This is a genomic window from Brevundimonas sp. GW821-FHT09G01 (genome assembly GCF_059416065.1).
The window spans coordinates 492,842-509,474 of the sequence record NZ_JBWKOL010000001.1 but is presented as its reverse complement, the minus strand read 5'-3'; the positions used below and the strand labels follow the sequence as shown (position 1 = coordinate 509,474).

Sequence of the window (16,633 nt, the reverse complement as noted above, 5' to 3'; positions counted from 1 at the left end):
GCCGGAGCTTAACCGTCGCCGATCGGGTGGGCATCCTCCGTTCGGCGCGCGATCACCGTGATCCACTGCCCTTCCCGGCCCTCGAACACCCAGCGGCGGTCGATCAACAGCCCGTGACGCGACAGGAGCGCCGCCATGGCCGCCTCGGCCCACTGGACCACCTGATAGACGCCTTCCGGCGCCTCCGAGAGCCGCTCGCCGTCACCGGCCTGAAACGACATCAGGAGCGTTCCGCCCGGATGGAGCGCCGCCGCGATCCGGGCGACCACGCCCTCGACCAGGTCCCGTCCGATATGCTGGATGACGTAGAGGGCGACGATCCCGTCCCAGGGACCGCCGAGGTCGCCGGTGATCACATCCAGAGACTCGACGACGCGTCCGCGGTTCCGCTGGAAGGCGATAAAGCCGTCCGACGGATCGGTGCGCCGGACCTGCACGCCCATGGCCTCGAGCCGGTCGGCGTCCCAGCCGGGGCCGGACCCGACCTCAAGCACCCGACCGCCCGGCCCGACCCCGGCGACCAGACGCTCCAGGGCCTCGACATGGTCCGATGTCGGCGCGTGATCCGTTTCCGCCGCATAGCTCTCGGCGGAGGCGTCATAGCCCGCGACCGTCGCCCGGTTGCGGGCCAACTCGTCGGATCGGGTCACCGGGCCGGCGTGACGGTGATGGTCGCGGGCGGCGCCTCGTCCGCGCCCGGCGTCCAGGCGACGATGAGGCGACGCTCGCGACGGCCGATCTGGCCGGTCGCCTCGTCCATGACGCTCTCCGAGATCTGCAGATCGACGCGGCCCGGGGCCTCGGACAGGACGCGGTAGTCGAGGAAGTCGCCGATACGGAACACGGCCCAGCCCTCGGACGACGACCGGAAGAAGGCGATGTCGGTGTAGAGGCCGTTCATGGCCGGGTCGCCGCCGGCCGTGCCGAACAGCTTGACCGTCGGCCCGCCTTGCTTCGTCAGCGTATCCAGCTGCACGACCGAGGCGGCCCACTGGATGTTCATGTCGGTCGACGGCTGGACCGTGGCGGCCGGGCCGACGGCGACCAGCGGCGTGGCCGCAGCCTGCTCGGCGGCGGCCGGCGGGCCCTCGACGGTCGGGACGACGTCCTTGCGGCTTTCAGTACCGGAATCGCAGGCTGCGAGAACGACGAGGGCGGATACGAACAGGAGCGGATGCTTCATCGGATGCTTCCCCATATCAGCGATAGGTCTGTTTGCACTTTGACACAGCCGACCGCCAGTCCTACCGCGACGGTGTGACAGTCCTGACCCTTGAAGAACTGGCCGAACAGACCCCCCCGGGCACGCCGTGGCTGGGACTGGATCTGGGCGAGAAGACCATCGGCGTGGCCGCGTCCGACGCCACCCGGATCATCGCCAGCCCGCTGCAGCTGATCCGCAAGACCAAATTCACAGACGACGCGAACGCCGTGCTGAAGCTGATGGACGGACGCCGGGCCTCGGGACTGGTCATCGGCCTGCCGCTGAACATGGACGGCAGCGAGGGGCCGCGCGCCCAGTCCTGCCGCGCCTTCGCCCGCAATCTGCAGCGCATCCGCGCGGTGCCCTGCGCCTTCCAGGACGAGCGGCTGTCGACCAGCGCGGTCGAGCGCTTCCTGATCGAGGAGCTGGACCTGAACCGCAAGCGCCGGGCCAATGTGGTGGACCGCACCGCCGCCGCCTGGATCCTGCAGGGCGCGCTGGACCGGCTGCGTCCCTGATGGCGGCGCTGCTGGCCGGGGTCCTGCCCGTCTTCGTGCTGATCGCCATCGGCTACGGCCTGCGCAAGTCCGACTTCCTGCCCGACGCGGCCTGGCGGCCGATCGAGAAGCTGTCGATCCACATCCTGTACCCGGGCTTCCTGATCCCGGCGATCTGGAACGCCGACATCTCGGGCGGCGGCGCCGGCGCGGCGGGGGCGGCCTCGGTCACCTCGGTGCTAATCATCGCGACCCTGACGCTGGCCCTCAAGCCGCTGATGAAGATCGACGGCCCGGCCTACACCAGCGTCTTCCAGGGCGCGATCCGGTGGAACAGCTTTGTCTTCCTGCCGGTCATCCTGTCGGTCTACGGCCCCGACGGACTGGCGCTGGCGGCGGTGGTGATCGCGGCGATGATCCCGGTGACCAACATCCTGTGCGTGATCGTGCTGGTGAAATGGGGCGCCGATCAGCGGTCGATGTCGCCGTGGGCGCTGACCAGGGCGATCCTGTCCAACCCCATCCTGCTGGCCTGCCTGATCGGGCTGGCGCTGAACCTGGGCGGCGTGCCGCGCCTGCCGGGGATTTCCGACACCCTGGAGCTGCTGGGCGGGGCGGCCCTGCCGCTGGGCCTCATCGTGGCGGGCGCGGGCCTGAGCTTCGCCGAGGTGGCGCGGCGCAGGCTGACCATCGGGGCGGTGTCGTTCGTGAAGCTGGTGATCACCCCGCCGCTGATGTGGGGCCTGTGCGTCCTGTACGGCGGCGACGAGACGGCGCAGGGCATCGCCCTGCTGTGCGGCGCGGCGCCCGGCGCGGCGGCCAGCTACATCCTGGCGCGGCAGATGGGCGGCGACGCCCCGCTGATGGCCGGGATCGTGGCGTTGACGACGGTCGGCAGCGCACTGAGCATTCCGATCCTGCTGGCGCTGTTCCATTTGGCGTAGCGACCGCCTATAGGCGGGCCTCGATGACCCAGCCTGATGTCACCGACCTGATTCACGAACGGCTGGCGCCGTTTCCCCGCGACCATTTCCTGTCCGCAGGCGATCTAAACGCCGCGACCGTCCCGCCCCTGCTGGACCTGGCCGACGCCTTCGTCGACTTCAACCGGCAGAGCGCGAAGTCCCTGGACATCATGCGCGGCCGGACGGTGATGAACCTGTTCTTCGAGAGCTCGACGCGGACCAGCGCTTCGTTCGAGATCGCGGCCAAGCGGCTGGGCGCCGATGTGACGGCGCTGTCGCCCCGGACGTCCTCCGTCACCAAGGGCGAGACCCTGATCGACACGGCGGCGACGCTGAACGCCATGAAGCCCGACGTGCTGGTGGTGCGCCACGGGGCCTCGGGCGCGGCGGCCCTGCTGTCGCAGAAGGTCGGCTGCGCGGTGGTGAACGCCGGCGACGGACGCCATGAGCACCCGACCCAGGCTCTGCTGGACCTGCTGAGCCTGCGCCGGGCGTTCGGCGACGTGGGCGGACTGACGATCGCCATCTGCGGCGACATCGCCCACAGCCGGGTGGCGCGCTCCAATGTCGCCCTGCTGTCGATGATGGGCGCACGCGTGCGGCTGATCGGGCCGCCGACCCTGGTGCCCGGCGACGCCGACCGCTGGGGTTGCGAGGTCTTCCACGACATGAAGGATGGCCTGCAAGGCGTTGATGTCGTGATGATGCTGCGTCTTCAGCTGGAGCGCATGGAGGGTGCGCTGGTGCCCTCGACCCGCGAGTATTTCCGCTTCTGGGGCCTGGACCGCGAAAAGCTGTCCTGGGCCCGGCCCGGTGCGAAGGTGATGCACCCGGGACCGATGAACCGGGGCGTGGAGATCGATTCCGAAGTGGCCGACGACCTGACGGTGTCGCTGATCCAGGACCAGGTGGAGATGGGGGTGGCCGCGCGCATGGCCGTGCTGGCCGCCCTGTCCACGCGCCGCGAAGGAGCCTCGGCATGACGGCCCTCGCCATCCTGAACGCCCGCCTGCTGGATCCGGCCACGGACTATGACGGCCCCGGCGCGGTCCTGATCGTCGACGGGGTCATCACCGAGGTGATCCACGGCGCCCATGCCCAGGCGCCGGACGGGGTCGAGGCGGTCGACGCGGGCGGCCTGTGCCTGGCGCCCGGCCTGATCGACATCCGGGTCAAGACCGGCGAGCCGGGGGCCGAGCCGAAGGAGACGCTGAAGTCCGCCAGCCTGTCGGCGGCGGCGGGCGGCGTCACCACCATCGTGGTGCAGCCCGACACCGACCCGGCGATCGACGACCCGGCGATGATCGACCACATCCAGCGGCGCGGCGCGGCCCTGAACCTGGTCAACGTCCGCGCGGCGGGCGCGGCGACCAAGGGGCGCGACGGCCAGCGCATGGCCGAGATCGGCCTGATGGACGAGGCCGGGGCCCTGTATTTCACCGACGGCGACCATGTGATCGCCAACACCCGCACCCTGCAGCGGGTGATGAGCTACGCCGCCGCCTTCAACGCCCTGATCGCCTGCCGTCCGGCCGACCCGTGGCTGAGCGAAGGCGCGGTGGCGACCAGCGGCGAGCTGGCGACGCGGCTGGGCCTGTCCTCCGTCCCGGCCATCGCCGAACGCATCCAGCTGGAGCGCGATCTGGCGCTGGTGGAGCAGACCGGGGCCCGATTCCTGGTGGACCAGATCTCGACCGAGGGCGCGCTGGAGACCCTGGCGCGGGCGCGGAGCAAGGGGCTGGAGGTCGCCGCTTCTGTGTCGATCAACCACCTGTGCTTCAACGAGATCGACATCGGCGACTACCGCACCTTCTACCGGCTGGATCCGCCGCTGCGTCCCGAAAGCGACCGGCAGGCGCTGATCGAGGCGGTGCGCGAGGGCCTGATCGACGCCATCACCTCCGCCCACGCCCCGGCCCCGGCCGAGGACAAGCGCCGCCCGTTCGCCGAGGCGGCGCCGGGCGCGATCGGGCTGGAGACCCTGCTGCCCGCCGCCCTGACCCTGCACCACGAGGACGGGCTGGACCTGCTGGACGTGCTGCGGCCGCTGACCTCCGGCCCGGCGGCCCTTCTGGGGCTGGACGCCGGCGTGCTGAAGGCGGGGGCGCCGGCTGATCTGGTGCTGTTCGATCCAGGGGCGCCCGTGGTCATCGACGCCGAGGCGCTGAAGTCCAAATCCAAGAACTCGCCGTTCGACGGTCGGCGGCTGCAGGGGAAGGTGATCGGAACCTTCGTCGGCGGGCGCCGCGTTTATCAGGCCTGATCCGGACAGGCCGACGCGCCATCACGGAGTGGCGCCGAATCAGCGGAAACTGTGGCTTCAAGACGCGTGAAGTCATGATACACACGCATTGGCTGTATGGGGGTTGAAGTGCAGGATCTGGTCGGACCCGCAATCGGGACGCTCGCCCTCGTGGCGGTCGGCGGCTACCTGCTGGGCTCCATTCCGTTCGGCGTGATCCTGACCCGCGCCGCGGGCGCCGGCGACGTGCGCCAGATCGGTTCGGGCAATATCGGCGCGACCAATGTGCTGCGCACCGGCCGCAAGGACCTGGCCCTGGCCACCCTGCTGCTCGACGCGGGCAAGGGCGCGGCCGCCCTGCTGATCGCGCGCCATCTGTTCGGCAGCGAGATCGCCGGCGCCGTCGCGGGCGGCGCGGCCTTCCTGGGCCACCTGTTCCCGGTCTGGCTGGGCTTCAAGGGCGGCAAGGGCGTGGCCACCTTCTTTGGCCTGCTGCTGGCCGCCGCCTGGCCGCTGGGCCTGCTGGCCGGGGCGACCTGGATCCTGGTCGCCGCGCTCTTCCGCATCTCGTCGCTGTCGGCGCTGGTCGCCTCGGCGGCGGCGCCCGTCTACGCCCTGCTGCCCCTGGCGGCCTTCGGCCTGCCCGCCCCCGGCGCCATCGTGCTGCTGGCGGCCTTCACGGCCGTGCTGATCTGGATCCGTCACGCCGAGAACATCGGCCGGCTGCTCAAGGGGGCCGAACCCCGGATCGGCGCGAAGAAGGCGTGAGCCTGTCGCAGGCCGAGCGTTTCGCCCGCCTGCGGCTCGCCCGCGCCGAACGCATCGGCCCTGTGACCTTCCGGCAGTTGCTGGACCGCTTCAAGACCGCCGAGCGCGCCGTCGAAGCCCTGCCCGACCTGATCCGCAAGAGCGGCGCGGGGCACGCCGTGCCTCCCACCGACCACATCGAGGCCGAACTGGCCGCCGGGGACCGGATCGGGGCGCGGCTGATCGTGCTGGGCGACGCCGGCTATCCGGACATGCTGGCCGCGGTCGATCCGCCGCCCCCGGTGCTGTGGACCCTCGGGGACGCCGCCCTGATGGCCCGGCCCTGCATCGCCGTGGTCGGGGCGCGGATCGCCTCGGCGGGCGGACAGCGGATCGCGCGCGGGCTGGCGCAGCAGCTGGGACAGGCCGGGCATGTGGTGGTGTCGGGACTGGCGCGCGGCATTGACGGCGCGGCCCACGCCGGGGCCCTGCCGACGGGGACGGTGGCCGTGCTGGGCGGCGGCGTGGACGACGTCTATCCGCCCGACAACGCCGGCCTCTACGCCCAGATCGTCGAACAGGGCTGCATCGTCTCCGAAAGCCCTGTCGGCCACCGGGCCCAGGCGAAGGACTTCCCGCGCCGCAACCGCATCATCTCGGGCCTGTCGCGCGGGGTCATCGTGGTCGAGGCGGAGATCAAGTCCGGCTCCCTGATCACCGCCCGCCTGGCCAATGAGCAGGGCCGCGACGTCTTCGCCGTGCCGGGATCGCCGCTGGACCCGCGCTCCAAGGGGCCGAACGAGCTGCTGCGGCAGGGCGCCATCCTGTGCGAGGGGCTGGAGGATGTGGAGCGGGAGTTCGGCCGGCTCAGAGCCGTGCGCGAACCGGCGCCAGACAATCCGTTCGACGGCGCGCCGGACCAGGTGGACAACGCCCTGATCGAGCGGGTGGCCGCCCTGCTCTCGCCCACCCCGACGCCGCGCGACGAACTGGCGCGGGCGGCCGGGGCGCCGATCGGAGCGGTCGCGGCGGCGCTGCTGGAGCTCAGCCTGGCGGGGCGGGCGACGCTTCTTTCCGGCGGAATGGCGTCGCTCTGACACCATAGATTCCCTGGCCGATTGACAGCGAGGCTTCGGCCAACCACGTTCCCGCCCCTTCGAAAGGCCCCTCCCCTTATGAATCTCGTCGTCGTCGAAAGCCCCGCGAAGGCCAAGACCATCAACAAGTACCTCGGTCCGGACTACACCGTCCTGGCCTCCTACGGCCACGTCCGCGACCTGCCGTCCAAGGACGGCTCGGTCCTGCCCGACGACGATTTCGCCATGAGCTGGGAGATCGACGCCAAGGCCTCCAAGCGCCTGAGCGAGATCGCCGAGGTCGCCAAGAAGTCCGACCGCGTCATCCTGGCCACCGACCCGGATCGCGAGGGTGAGGCGATCAGCTGGCACGTGCTGGAGATCCTGCAGAAGAAGAAGGTGCTGAAGGACACGGTCGTTCAGCGGGTCACCTTCAACGCGATCACCAAGGCCGCCGTGCTGGAGGCCATGGCGGCCCCGCGCGACGTGGACATGGAGCTGGTCGAGGCCTATCTGGCCCGCCGCGCGCTGGACTATCTGGTGGGCTTCACCCTGTCGCCGGTGCTGTGGCGCAAGCTGCCGGGCGCCCGTTCGGCCGGCCGGGTGCAGTCGGTCGCCCTGCGCATCGTCGTCGATCGCGAGATGGAGATCGAGAAGTTCCGGGCCCAGGAATACTGGTCCGTCGAAGCCGACCTGGCCGCCGACAGCCCGCCCTTCGTCGCCCGCCTGGTCAAGCACGCCGGCAAGCGGGTGCAGCGCCTGGACATCATCTCGGAAGCCATGGCGAGCGCCGCGCGCGACGCCATCAACGCCGGGACCTTCACGATCAACTCGGTCGAGAAGAAGCCGGTCAAGCGCGCGCCCAGCCCGCCGTTCATGACGTCGACCCTGCAGCAGGAAGCGTCGCGCAAGCTGGGCTTCACCGCCCAGCGGACCATGCAGGCGGCGCAGAAGCTGTATGAGGGCGTGGACGACCAGGGCGGCCTGATCACCTATATGCGGACCGACGGCCTGTACGTCAGCCCGGAGGGGATCGCCCAGGCGCGGGAGGTGATCGCGTCCCGGTTTGGTCCGGCCTACGTTCCGGAGCAACCTCGATATTACAAGACGAAAGCCAAGAACGCTCAGGAAGCGCACGAAGCCATTCGTCCGACGAACATGGCCCGCGCGCCCGAGACCCTGCGTCTGGAAAGCGACCTGCAGCGCCTCTACGAGCTGATCTGGAAGCGGACCATCGCCAGCCAGATGGAGTCCGCGCGCCTGGACCGCACCACGGTCGAGATCGAGGAGCCGACCGGCCAGACGGGCCTGCGCGCCACCGGCCAGGTGGTCGCCTTCGACGGCTTCATGGCCGTCTATGAAGAAGGCCGCGACGAGAAGCAGAAGGGTGCCGAGGACGACGAGGACGACACCACCCGCCTGCCCGCGCTGAAGGAAGGCTCGACCGCCAAGGTCGAGGCGATCCGCACCGAGCAGCACTTCACCGAGCCGCCCCCGCGCTTCTCGGAAGCGACGCTGGTGAAGAAGCTGGAAGAGCTGGGCATCGGCCGTCCCTCGACCTACGCCTCGATCCTGACGACCCTGCGCGACCGTGAATACGTCCGCATGGACAAGAACCGCTTCTATCCCGAGGACAAGGGACGGCTGGTGACGGCCTTCCTGGAGCAGTTCTTCCGCAAATGGGTGGAGTACGACTTCACCGCGGCGCTGGAGACCCGTCTCGACGAAGTGTCGGCGGGCGAGCTGAACTGGAAGGTGCTGCTGCGCGACTTCTGGACCGACTTCCATGCGGCCACGAGCGCCGCGGGCGAGCTGCGCACCACGGCCATCCTGGACGCGCTGAACGAGTCGCTGGGGCCGCACATCTTCCCGCAGAAGGAAGACGGATCGGATCCGCGCGAATGCCCGCTGTGCCATCAGGGCCAGCTGAGCCTGAAGACCAGCCGCTTCGGCGCCTTCGTCGGCTGCTCGCGCTATCCGGACTGCAAATACACCCGCCCGGTCGCGGCGCCCGACGCCGAGGGCGGCGGGGCGGACGGCGGCGACCGCACCCTGGGCAATGACCCGGCGACGGGCCAGCCGGTCGAGCTGAAGATCGGCCGCTTCGGCCCCTATGTGGAGACCATGCCGCTGGACGCGGACAAGCCGAAACGCTCGTCCCTGCCCAAGGGCTGGTCGCCGGCGTCGCTGTCGCTGGAACAGGCCCTGCGCCTGCTGGCCCTGCCGCGCGAGGTGGGCGTCCACCCGGAAGACGGCAAGATGATCACCGCCGGCCTGGGCCGCTACGGGCCCTTCGTGCTTCACGCGGGGACTTACGCGAATGTCTCTGACATCGAAGAGGTTTTCGAAGTCGGCCTGAACCGCGCCGTGGCCTTGCTGGCCGAGAAGCGCGCCGGACGTCCGGGCCGCGGCTCGGCGGTCGCGCCGCTGAAGGAGCTGGGCGAACACCCCGAGGACAAGGCTCCCGTGCAGGTCATGGCCGGCCGCTTCGGCCCCTATGTGAAGTGGGGCAAGGTCAACGCCACGATCCCGAAGGGCACCGCGCCCGAGGACATGACGCTGGAGGCGGCGATCCCGCTGCTGGCCGAACGCGCGGCCAAGGCTCCGGCGGCGAAGACGAAGAAGGCGCCCGCCAAGAAGGCCGCGCCGAAGAAGGCGGCGGCGAAGAAGCCCGCCGCCAAGAAGGCTCCGGCCAAGAAGAAGGCCGCGGCGGCGGAGGAGTAATCCTCCGCCTCGCCTATCGCTTCAGCAGATGATCCCGCGCCGCGTTCAGGCGCGTGGCCAGGCCCTGCGTCCCGCCCTGATCGGGGTGGGCGCGGGCCATCAGCCGCTTCCAGGCGGCGTTGATCTCGGCTTTCGTGGCGTCGGCGGAGACGCCGAGGAGCGAGCGAGCCTCACTATCCGTCATGCCCTCGGCGCGCGGCGCGACGGCCCGTTGGCGCGAGGCGATGGTCAGCCACAGGCCGGCGCCGATCAGTCCGGCGCCGAACAGCCATGAGCCCCGGCTGACCGCCAGCACGCCGCCGCCGATCATCACGGCGCTGAACAGGGTGGCGGTGATGCGCCAGTGCCCCCGCCCCGCCCGCTCGCCCTGACGGCCGAGACGAACCAGGGCCCAGACCGCGATCGCCGCCAGAACCAGCCAGAGCGGGCTCAAGCCGCGGCATCGAGCGGATTGTCGAGCGTGCCGCCCTCGAGGCCCAGCGACTGCATCAGGTTGCGCAGCTCCTGCCGCGCGGCGACGTGGGCCAGCGACACGGCGACGGGACGCACGTCGTTGGACAGGTCGGCGACCGTGAGACCGAACGGGAAGAGTTCGCGGTAGATGACCCGGTCGCGCAGGCCCGGGCCCATGCGGAAGCCGACGCGCTTGGCCAGCTTCTGCATCCGCTCTTCCAGGCGGCGGCGGTTGCGAGCCTCGGCCACGGCGAGACGGTTGGTGACGACGATCCAGTCGATCTGGGCATGACGGCCCTGGGTGATCGCCCGGTGCTTGCGGGCCTCCCAGACGCTCTCGGAATAGATCGAGGGCTTGAGCAGTTCGAGGGTGACCGGATCGACCTGACCCAGCAGGTCGAAGTCGACGAAGCTGTCGTTCATCGGGGTGACGATCTGGTCCGCCAGGCCGTGGGCCGTGCGCGACAGGACGGTGTCGCCCCCGGGCGTGTCGATCAGGATGACCTCGGCCCTGTTCCGGGCCTCGGCGAAGGCGGCCTCGAACCGGATCAGCTGTTCGGCCTCATCGGCTTTCGCGAGGGCCTTGCCGTCGCCCAGGTCGGGCTCGATCGGCATGGGCAGGGTCTGGCCGTTGCCGGCCATCCAGGCCGCGCGGTTGGCGAAGAAGCGGGCCATGGAACGCTGGCGCAGGTCCAGGTCGATGATGGCCACGCGCTTGCCGGCGTGAAGCAGGCCGGTGACGATGTGGATGGCGAGCGTGGACTTGCCCGCCCCGCCCTTTTCGTTGCCGACGACGATGACCGTGGGGTCAGCCATGGGGGTTCAATCCTCAGCGCCGCCGACTCACATGCGGCCTGTTCGAGCGTCAGAATCGTCGGCGCGGGCGCGCCCGTCAACGAACGCGTGTCAGCTGTCTGTGGACTGGCCGGTCGGGTCGAGCGGCGCGCGGACGGCGCTGTCCAGGTCGCCGCGAACCGCAAGGCGGCGCGACAGGGTGGCTTCACCCCGGATCGCCATCGGACGGACCCACATCACATAGACGGCCGCGGCGGCGCTGAAGACGAAGATGAGGAGGTGGATGCCGAGCACCGCGCCGAAGCCGTCGGGGTCGGCCCCCTGATCGTAGACATGTCCGTGTTTGCCCTCGATCTGGCCGGTCCCGAGCGCCATGACCAGCACCCAGCCGGCATAGATCGCCGTCAGGCCGGCGCAGGCGGCCCAGAAGAGGAAGGTCGGGCCGGTGCGGCGCTCGGGTCTCATACGGCCCGGCGGCACCAGGGATCGTCCACTCCGGCGGCGGCGCACAGGGCGGCAGCGCCAGCGGCGGGCGCGCGGACCTTCAGGCGCACGAGCTCGCGTCCGTTGACCGAGACGGCCTCGAAGGTCGGCGAAAGCCCTTCCAGCGCCCAGCCGGCGGCGCCGCTCCTGAGCCGGGACCAGGCGGCGCGGGCGGACTGTTCGCTGGAGAAGGCGCCCAGTTGCACCAGGCCGCCCGGCGCGCGGGGCGCGGCGGCGGGACGGTCGGCGGGCAGCGCGGGACGCAGGGGCGTACGCTCGACGGCGTGCTGGATGCGGGCGCGGGTCTCGGCGACGGCGGCCTCGACCACCACGGGCGCGGCGGCCCTGGCGGCGCTGCCGACGGCGTCTTCCATGACCCCATAGCGGGCGTCCCAGAGGGCCGTCGGCTCCATGACCTCGACCTTCAGCGCCGGGCGCAGGCCCAGCTCGGCGACGCGGAGGGGCGCGGCGGCGGGCGCGGCCGGAACGGCGGCCCGCTCACGCGGCGCGGGTTCGGAACCGTCCAACGGCACCGAGGCGATGCGCTCGGCGAGGGACTCGAAGCGGTGCGGGTCGCTTTCGACCATGCCGCAGGCGCTGACGCCCGCGGTCAGGAGGAGGGCCAGCACTGGACGGATCAGGAGGCTCGGCGTCATAAGCCACCCCTACCCCGGCAGGTTTTGCCGCACGGTGCACAAGCACGACTAACGCAGAAGGTTAATCCATTCACCATGGCCGCCGACCCTGTCACGCCTGCCCTGCCCATCGTCCGCACCATCGCGGACCTGCGCGAGACCGTAAGCGGCTGGCGGCGTCAGGGGTTCACCGTTGGATTCGTTCCGACGATGGGAGCGTTGCATGACGGCCACTTGTCGCTGGTGCGCGAAGCCGGACAGCAGGCGGACAAGGTGGTGGCCAGCGTCTTCGTCAACCCGACCCAGTTCGCCCCCACCGAGGATCTGGACGCCTATCCCCGGCAGGAAGGGCGCGACGCCGAACTGCTGGCCGGCGCCGGCTGCGACCTGCTGTACGCCCCGGCGGTGGCCGAGATGTATCCGGACGGCGTGACCACCACCATCAATGTCGGGCCGCCCGCCGAGGGGCTGGAAGGCGCGTTCCGCCCGCAGATGTTCGGCGGCGTGGCGCTGGTGGTGTCCAAGTTGCTGCACCAGGTCCAGCCGGACGTGGCCGTGTTCGGCGAGAAGGACTGGCAGCAGTTGATGGTGGTGCGCCGGATGGTGCGCGACCTGGACATGCCGGTCCGGATCGTGGGCCTGGCCACCGCCCGCGACGGCCATGGCCTGGCCCTGTCTTCGCGCAACGCCTACCTGTCCCAGACCGAGCTGGAGACGGCGCGCAAGCTGAACGGCGTGCTGGCCGAGGCCGGGGCGAAGGCGTCGCGGGGCGAGCCGGTCGCGCAGGCCGAACAGTGGGCCGAACAAGCGCTGAAGGCCGCCGGTTTCGACAGCGTCGACTATGTCGCCATCCGCCGGGCCGAGGATCTGTCGGTCTTCGACGGGGCGCTGGACGGCCCCGCCCGCATCCTCGCCGCCGCGAAGATCGGGCGGACCCGGCTGATCGACAATATGGCGGTCTGACCATGCTCGACCGTGCGGCCTTCGAGCCCTGGATGAGCGACTGGGCGCTGGAGGCGGACGGGGCGCCGATCCTGACTCCGATGGGCCGCTTGCTGCCGGTGCGGCAGGGCGGCGAGCCCGCCATGCTAAAGATCGCGACCGAGCCGGAGGAGCGGCTGGGCTGGACCCTGCTGGACTGGTGGGACGGCGAAGGCGCGGCGCGGGTGCTGGCGATCCGGGGCGACGGCCTGCTGATGGAGCGGGCGACGGGGACGAAGGCGCCCCTGGCGGACATGGCGCGATACGGCGACGACGCGGCCGCGACGGCCATCCTGTGCGACGCCATCGCCGAACTGCATCGCCCCCGCGGGAAGGCCCCGCCGCAAGGTCTGGCGACCCTCGAGGACTGGTTCCGGGACCTGTGGCCGGCGGCGGCCGAGGGCCTGGTCCCGCCGGTGATGGCCGAGACCGCGCGGCGTCTGCTGGACGACCAGCGCGAGGCGCGGCCGCTGCATGGCGACCTGCACCACGAGAACGTGCTGGACTTCGGTCCCCGCGGCTGGCTGGCGATCGACCCCAAGCGGCTGATCGGGGACCGGGCGTTCGACTACACCACCCTGTTCTGCGATCCGGACCTGTCGGACCTCGACCCGCCAACGGCGGTGCGGCCCGAGATCTTCAGCCGGCGGGTGGAGGTCGTGCTGGCCCGCTCCGGACTGGAGCGCGCCCGGCTGCTGGACTGGATCGTGGCGTGGTGCGGGCTGTCGACGGCCTGGTTCCTCCAGGACGACGACCATGAGAACGCGGCGGTCAACCTGCGGGTGGCCGAGATGGCTCTGGCCGCCCGCGAGGAGTGATGTGGCCTAGCCGACCGCGCCGACGCAGCCCTCGGCGCCGCCGACGCTGAGCGGGGCGTCGGTCAGTGACAGGGTCCAGCCGTGGTGGGTGGCCAGGCCCTGGCGGCGGATGCCGCCGCCGTCGCCCGCATCGCCGCCCACGTCGACGATGACGCGGCGGCCGTTCGGCAGGGCGGCGGGATCGATCTTGCCGACGGCCAGGGCGGTCGGGATGGCGGCGCCGCCGAAGCCGTCGAAGACGCTGAGACCCGTCCATTCGCGGCGCAGGCCGGTCCACCAGGCGTCTTCGGTGTTGATGGCCAGGACGGCGACGCCGTGGCCCTCGGCGGCCCACTTCAGCGCGGCCTGGGGGTCACGGACCGCGCGCATGTCGGCGGCGGCGCCGAAGCGCAGACGGGCGCCGTCGAAGGCGCGGGTCGGTTCGATGGGCGACCAGACCTGGACCTGCATCCGGCCCTGGCGGGCCAGACCCCAGCCGACGATCTGGCGCCAGAGGCTTTCCACCGCCTCGCGGTTGTCGGGGGCGGCGTGGGAGATCAGGCGGTCCAGCACCGCCTTCTCGCGGTCGGGGCGCAGCTTCACGTGCGGACCGGCGGGGGCGTCCTTGGCCTGACCGACGCGGGCGGCGATGGCGAGGCGGCGCTCGAACAGGGCCAGGAGCTCGTCGTCGAGCAGGTCGATCTCATGGCGCAGCGCGGCCAGGGCCATGTGTTCGGGCGACAGATCAGCGGGGTTGGTCATGGAATGCGGCCAGACCTGCTGCAGGGTGTTGGATTGGGGCACGGGGGCAAGACTTTCGATTTCGATACGGCATGGAGCTTTTGCGAGCCGCCGCCCCTAGCGGGGCGGTCGCCGGCGAGGCCGTCAGGACGCGATGCCCGACGCCTCAGCCGGCGTATCGAAAGCCGTAGAAATACAGGTCCGCGGCCGCGGCGAAGCGGGCGGAGAAAGTCGCAGCGATGGCTTGCGAGCGGACCATGGGCTTCAAAAGCCGCAAGGATCGTGCGCGGTCAAGCGATTCCGGCGCTCAACAGGACGAACCGCGTGCGGTTGTCGCTGGAATCCTGGATGTCGTTGCGCAAAATCGACAGGTCGTAGACCTCGGCCGCCCGCGCGGGGGCGACGGCGGCGCGGCTGGGATCGCCGGCCTCCGCGACATCGCGCGCGGCCCCGGCGGTGTCGAAGGCCTCGACCGCCGTGACGCCCAGCGCGCCAAGGGAAGCCGGGCATTGGCGCAGGGCGATGGGGTGGCTTTCGGCCGTCTTCACCGTGCGCAGCGAGGCGCCGTGCGGAGCCATCAGGGCCAACCGGATCGGGCGCCAGACCTCGGAGACAATGGTCAGGCCGGACTGTTCGACCAGGGTCGCGGCGGGCTCCACCCGGCCGATGGTGGAATTCTCGACCGGGATCAGGGCGGCGCCGATCCGGCCCGCCTTCAGCGCGTCGATGACCTCGGCGAAGGTGTCGAAGGCGACGGGGTCGTCCCACGGACGCAGGTCGACGCAGGCCTCATGGCTGAACGCGCCGGGCGCGCCCTGATAGCCGCAGCGGCCGCCGGTGCTGTCGCCTTCCGGTCGGCCGACGCCCTGCATCTAGGCCGCTTTCGACCGAGCCTGCCGGCCGGCCTTGAGCCGTTCGGCGACGAGGAAGGCCAGCTCCAGCGCCTGATCGGCGTTGAGGCGCGGGTCGCAGTGGGTGTGGTAGCGGCTGGACAGGTCGTCCTCGGTCAGGGCCTGCGCCCCGCCCAGGCATTCGGTGACGTTCTGGCCGGTCATCTCCAGGTGCACGCCGCCGGGGTGGACGCCCTCGGCCTCGGCCACGTCGATGAAGCCCCGGACCTCGCCCATGATGCGTTCGAACGGACGGGTCTTGTAGCCGTTGCCGGCCTTCAGCGTGTTGCCGTGCATCGGGTCGATCGACCAGATGACGCGCTTGCCGTGCTCCTTGGCCGCCCGCATCAGGCGCGGCAGGCGGTCGCCGACCTTGTCCACGCCGAAACGGCCGATCAACGTCAGGCGCCCGGGCGTGTTGTCCGGATTGAGCGCGTCGATCAGCGGCAGCAGGTCGTCCGGCTCCATGGTCGGGCCGCACTTCACGCCGATGGGGTTCTTCACGCCGCGCATGAACTCGACGTGGGCGCCGTCCAGCTGACGCGTGCGCTCCCCGATCCACAGCATGTGGGCCGAGGTGTCGAACCATTCGCCGGACGCGCCGTCCAGACGGGTCAGGGCGCTCTCGACGTTCAGCAGCAGGGCTTCGTGCGAGGTGAAGACCTCGACCCGGCTGAGGTCCGGATGGGTCTCGGGCGTGACGCCGACCGCCTCCATGAAGGCCAGGGCCTCGGTGATCTTGTCGGCCAGCTCGCGGTACTGGGCGCCGGCAGAGCTGTCGGCCGCGAAGCCCATCGTCCAGCGATGGATGTTGTAGAGGTCGGCGTAACCGCCGCCCGCGAAGGCGCGCAGCAGGTTCAGCGTCGAGGCGGACTGGTTGTAGGCCTTGAGCAGGCGCTGGGGATCCGGGACCCGTTCCTCGGGCGTGAAGGCCATGCCGTTGATGATGTCGCCGCGGTAGCTGGGCAGCTCGACGCCGTCGATGGCCTCGACGCCCGACGAGCGCGGCTTGGCGAACTGGCCGGCGATGCGGCCGACCTTCACGACCGGCTTGCGGCCCGCGAAGGTCAGGACCACGGCCATCTGCAGGATCAGGCGGAAGGTGTCGCGGATGTTGTCGGTCGAGAACTCCTTGAAGCTCTCGGCGCAGTCGCCGCCCTGCAGCAGGAAGGCGTTGCCCGCCTCGACCTCGGCCAGCTTGGACGTCAGCCGACGCGCCTCGCCCGCGAAGACGAGGGGCGGCATGGCCCGCAGCTCATCCTCGACACGGTGCAGCGCAGCCATGTCGGGATAGTCCGTCGGCATCTGCACGACGGGTTTCTGTCTCCAGCTCTCGGGCGTCCAACGGGTACTCATGGCGCCAAGATAGGCCGGAGAGCCGCCGGGGACAATGAACGCGGTGT

At 70.8% G+C, this 16,633-nt stretch carries 18 protein-coding genes; 9 read left to right on the top strand and 9 right to left on the bottom strand.

Going from position 1 to position 16,633, the window contains the following annotated elements; translation table 11 throughout:
* Positions 1–8: 8 nt before the first annotated feature.
* Together AC07NB_RS02510 and AC07NB_RS02505 are read right to left on the bottom strand one after the other, a co-directional pair.
* Positions 9–650: a class I SAM-dependent methyltransferase gene (locus tag AC07NB_RS02510; RefSeq protein ID WP_494571624.1), complete on the bottom strand. Its 642-nt coding sequence runs from the start codon at positions 648–650 to the stop codon at positions 9–11.
* Positions 647–1,183, bottom strand: a complete 537-nt coding sequence (locus AC07NB_RS02505; RefSeq protein WP_494571623.1) for a hypothetical protein — start codon at positions 1,181–1,183, stop codon at positions 647–649. The genes AC07NB_RS02510 and AC07NB_RS02505 overlap by 4 nt, the downstream gene beginning before the upstream one ends.
* 74 nt (positions 1,184–1,257) lie before the next feature.
* On the opposite strand from AC07NB_RS02505, the gene ruvX reads away from it, so the two are divergent.
* From ruvX to topA, 7 genes are all read left to right on the top strand, one after another.
* Entirely contained in the window at positions 1,258–1,722 is a 465-nt protein-coding gene (gene ruvX, locus AC07NB_RS02500) for a Holliday junction resolvase RuvX (protein WP_492313606.1), read from the top strand.
* Positions 1,722–2,645: an AEC family transporter gene (locus AC07NB_RS02495; RefSeq protein ID WP_494571622.1), complete on the top strand. Its 924-nt coding sequence runs from the start codon at positions 1,722–1,724 to the stop codon at positions 2,643–2,645. Before ruvX ends, AC07NB_RS02495 begins: the two co-directional genes overlap by 1 nt.
* A 23-nt stretch (positions 2,646–2,668) precedes the next feature.
* The gene (locus AC07NB_RS02490; RefSeq protein ID WP_494571621.1) at positions 2,669–3,649 is read left to right on the top strand and encodes an aspartate carbamoyltransferase catalytic subunit; all 981 of its coding nucleotides are present in this window, start codon (positions 2,669–2,671) and stop codon (positions 3,647–3,649) included.
* Positions 3,646–4,929, top strand: a complete 1,284-nt coding sequence (pyrC, locus tag AC07NB_RS02485; protein ID WP_494571620.1) for a dihydroorotase — start codon at positions 3,646–3,648, stop codon at positions 4,927–4,929. Before AC07NB_RS02490 ends, pyrC begins: the two co-directional genes overlap by 4 nt.
* A gap of 108 nt (positions 4,930–5,037) precedes the next feature.
* A complete protein-coding gene (gene plsY, locus AC07NB_RS02480) occupies positions 5,038–5,676 on the top strand; it encodes a glycerol-3-phosphate 1-O-acyltransferase PlsY (protein WP_494571619.1) in 639 nt (212 codons plus the stop codon).
* Positions 5,673–6,752 (top strand): DNA-processing protein DprA, encoded by a 1,080-nt coding sequence (dprA, locus tag AC07NB_RS02475; protein WP_494571618.1) that lies wholly within the window; start codon positions 5,673–5,675, stop codon positions 6,750–6,752. Before plsY ends, dprA begins: the two co-directional genes overlap by 4 nt.
* A gap of 78 nt (positions 6,753–6,830) precedes the next feature.
* Complete coding sequence (gene topA / locus AC07NB_RS02470; protein ID WP_494571617.1) at positions 6,831–9,455, top strand: type I DNA topoisomerase; 2,625 nt, start codon at positions 6,831–6,833, stop codon at positions 9,453–9,455.
* A 13-nt stretch (positions 9,456–9,468) separates the two neighbouring features.
* On the opposite strand, the gene AC07NB_RS02465 is transcribed toward topA, so the two are convergent.
* The 4 genes from AC07NB_RS02465 to AC07NB_RS02450 form a co-directional block, all read right to left on the bottom strand.
* The gene (locus tag AC07NB_RS02465; protein WP_494571616.1) at positions 9,469–9,888 is read right to left on the bottom strand and encodes a J domain-containing protein; all 420 of its coding nucleotides are present in this window, start codon (positions 9,886–9,888) and stop codon (positions 9,469–9,471) included.
* On the bottom strand, positions 9,885–10,724 hold the full coding sequence (locus tag AC07NB_RS02460) for a division plane positioning ATPase MipZ (protein ID WP_494571615.1): 840 nt from the start codon (positions 10,722–10,724) through the stop codon (positions 9,885–9,887). The genes AC07NB_RS02465 and AC07NB_RS02460 overlap by 4 nt, the downstream gene beginning before the upstream one ends.
* Before the next feature lie 90 nt (positions 10,725–10,814).
* A complete protein-coding gene (locus tag AC07NB_RS02455; RefSeq protein WP_494571614.1) occupies positions 10,815–11,183 on the bottom strand; it encodes a hypothetical protein in 369 nt (122 codons plus the stop codon).
* Positions 11,165–11,842 (bottom strand): SPOR domain-containing protein, encoded by a 678-nt coding sequence (locus AC07NB_RS02450; protein WP_494571613.1) that lies wholly within the window; start codon positions 11,840–11,842, stop codon positions 11,165–11,167. The genes AC07NB_RS02455 and AC07NB_RS02450 overlap by 19 nt, the downstream gene beginning before the upstream one ends.
* A gap of 75 nt (positions 11,843–11,917) precedes the next feature.
* Here AC07NB_RS02450 and panC point away from each other — a divergent pair, with 75 nt between their 5' ends.
* Both panC and AC07NB_RS02440 read left to right on the top strand, forming a co-directional pair.
* Positions 11,918–12,784, top strand: a complete 867-nt coding sequence (gene panC, locus AC07NB_RS02445) for a pantoate--beta-alanine ligase (RefSeq protein WP_494571612.1) — start codon at positions 11,918–11,920, stop codon at positions 12,782–12,784.
* A gap of 2 nt (positions 12,785–12,786) precedes the next feature.
* On the top strand, positions 12,787–13,620 hold the full coding sequence (locus AC07NB_RS02440; RefSeq protein ID WP_494571611.1) for an aminoglycoside phosphotransferase family protein: 834 nt from the start codon (positions 12,787–12,789) through the stop codon (positions 13,618–13,620).
* Positions 13,621–13,626: 6 nt separating this feature from the next.
* On the opposite strand, the gene AC07NB_RS02435 is transcribed toward AC07NB_RS02440, so the two are convergent.
* The 3 genes from AC07NB_RS02435 to AC07NB_RS02425 form a co-directional block, all read right to left on the bottom strand.
* The gene (locus tag AC07NB_RS02435) at positions 13,627–14,403 is read right to left on the bottom strand and encodes a chorismate mutase (protein WP_492313227.1); all 777 of its coding nucleotides are present in this window, start codon (positions 14,401–14,403) and stop codon (positions 13,627–13,629) included.
* 227 nt (positions 14,404–14,630) lie between these two features.
* The gene (locus AC07NB_RS02430; RefSeq protein WP_291839251.1) at positions 14,631–15,212 is read right to left on the bottom strand and encodes a prephenate dehydratase domain-containing protein; all 582 of its coding nucleotides are present in this window, start codon (positions 15,210–15,212) and stop codon (positions 14,631–14,633) included.
* Positions 15,213–16,586, bottom strand: coding sequence for a class II 3-deoxy-7-phosphoheptulonate synthase (locus AC07NB_RS02425; protein WP_494571610.1), 1,374 nt, complete (start codon positions 16,584–16,586; stop codon positions 15,213–15,215).
* Positions 16,587–16,633: the final 47 nt, after the last annotated feature.

What these genes read in the sequence shown, in the direction of transcription:
- topA (WP_494571617.1), top strand. Translation starts at nt 6,831, where the DNA reads ATGAATCTCGTCGTCGTCGAAAGCCCCGCGAAGGCCAAGACCATCAAC.
- AC07NB_RS02495 (WP_494571622.1), top strand. Translation starts at nt 1,722, where the DNA reads ATGGCGGCGCTGCTGGCCGGGGTCCTGCCCGTCTTCGTGCTGATCGCC.
- AC07NB_RS02505 (WP_494571623.1), bottom strand. Translation starts at nt 1,183, where the DNA reads ATGAAGCATCCGCTCCTGTTCGTATCCGCCCTCGTCGTTCTCGCAGCC.
- AC07NB_RS02430 (WP_291839251.1), bottom strand. Translation starts at nt 15,212, where the DNA reads ATGCAGGGCGTCGGCCGACCGGAAGGCGACAGCACCGGCGGCCGCTGC.
- AC07NB_RS02425 (WP_494571610.1), bottom strand. Translation starts at nt 16,586, where the DNA reads ATGAGTACCCGTTGGACGCCCGAGAGCTGGAGACAGAAACCCGTCGTG.
- pyrC (WP_494571620.1), top strand. Translation starts at nt 3,646, where the DNA reads ATGACGGCCCTCGCCATCCTGAACGCCCGCCTGCTGGATCCGGCCACG.
- AC07NB_RS02460 (WP_494571615.1), bottom strand. Translation starts at nt 10,724, where the DNA reads ATGGCTGACCCCACGGTCATCGTCGTCGGCAACGAAAAGGGCGGGGCG.
- AC07NB_RS02450 (WP_494571613.1), bottom strand. Translation starts at nt 11,842, where the DNA reads ATGACGCCGAGCCTCCTGATCCGTCCAGTGCTGGCCCTCCTCCTGACC.
- panC (WP_494571612.1), top strand. Translation starts at nt 11,918, where the DNA reads ATGGCCGCCGACCCTGTCACGCCTGCCCTGCCCATCGTCCGCACCATC.
- AC07NB_RS02490 (WP_494571621.1), top strand. Translation starts at nt 2,669, where the DNA reads ATGACCCAGCCTGATGTCACCGACCTGATTCACGAACGGCTGGCGCCG.
- AC07NB_RS02440 (WP_494571611.1), top strand. Translation starts at nt 12,787, where the DNA reads ATGCTCGACCGTGCGGCCTTCGAGCCCTGGATGAGCGACTGGGCGCTG.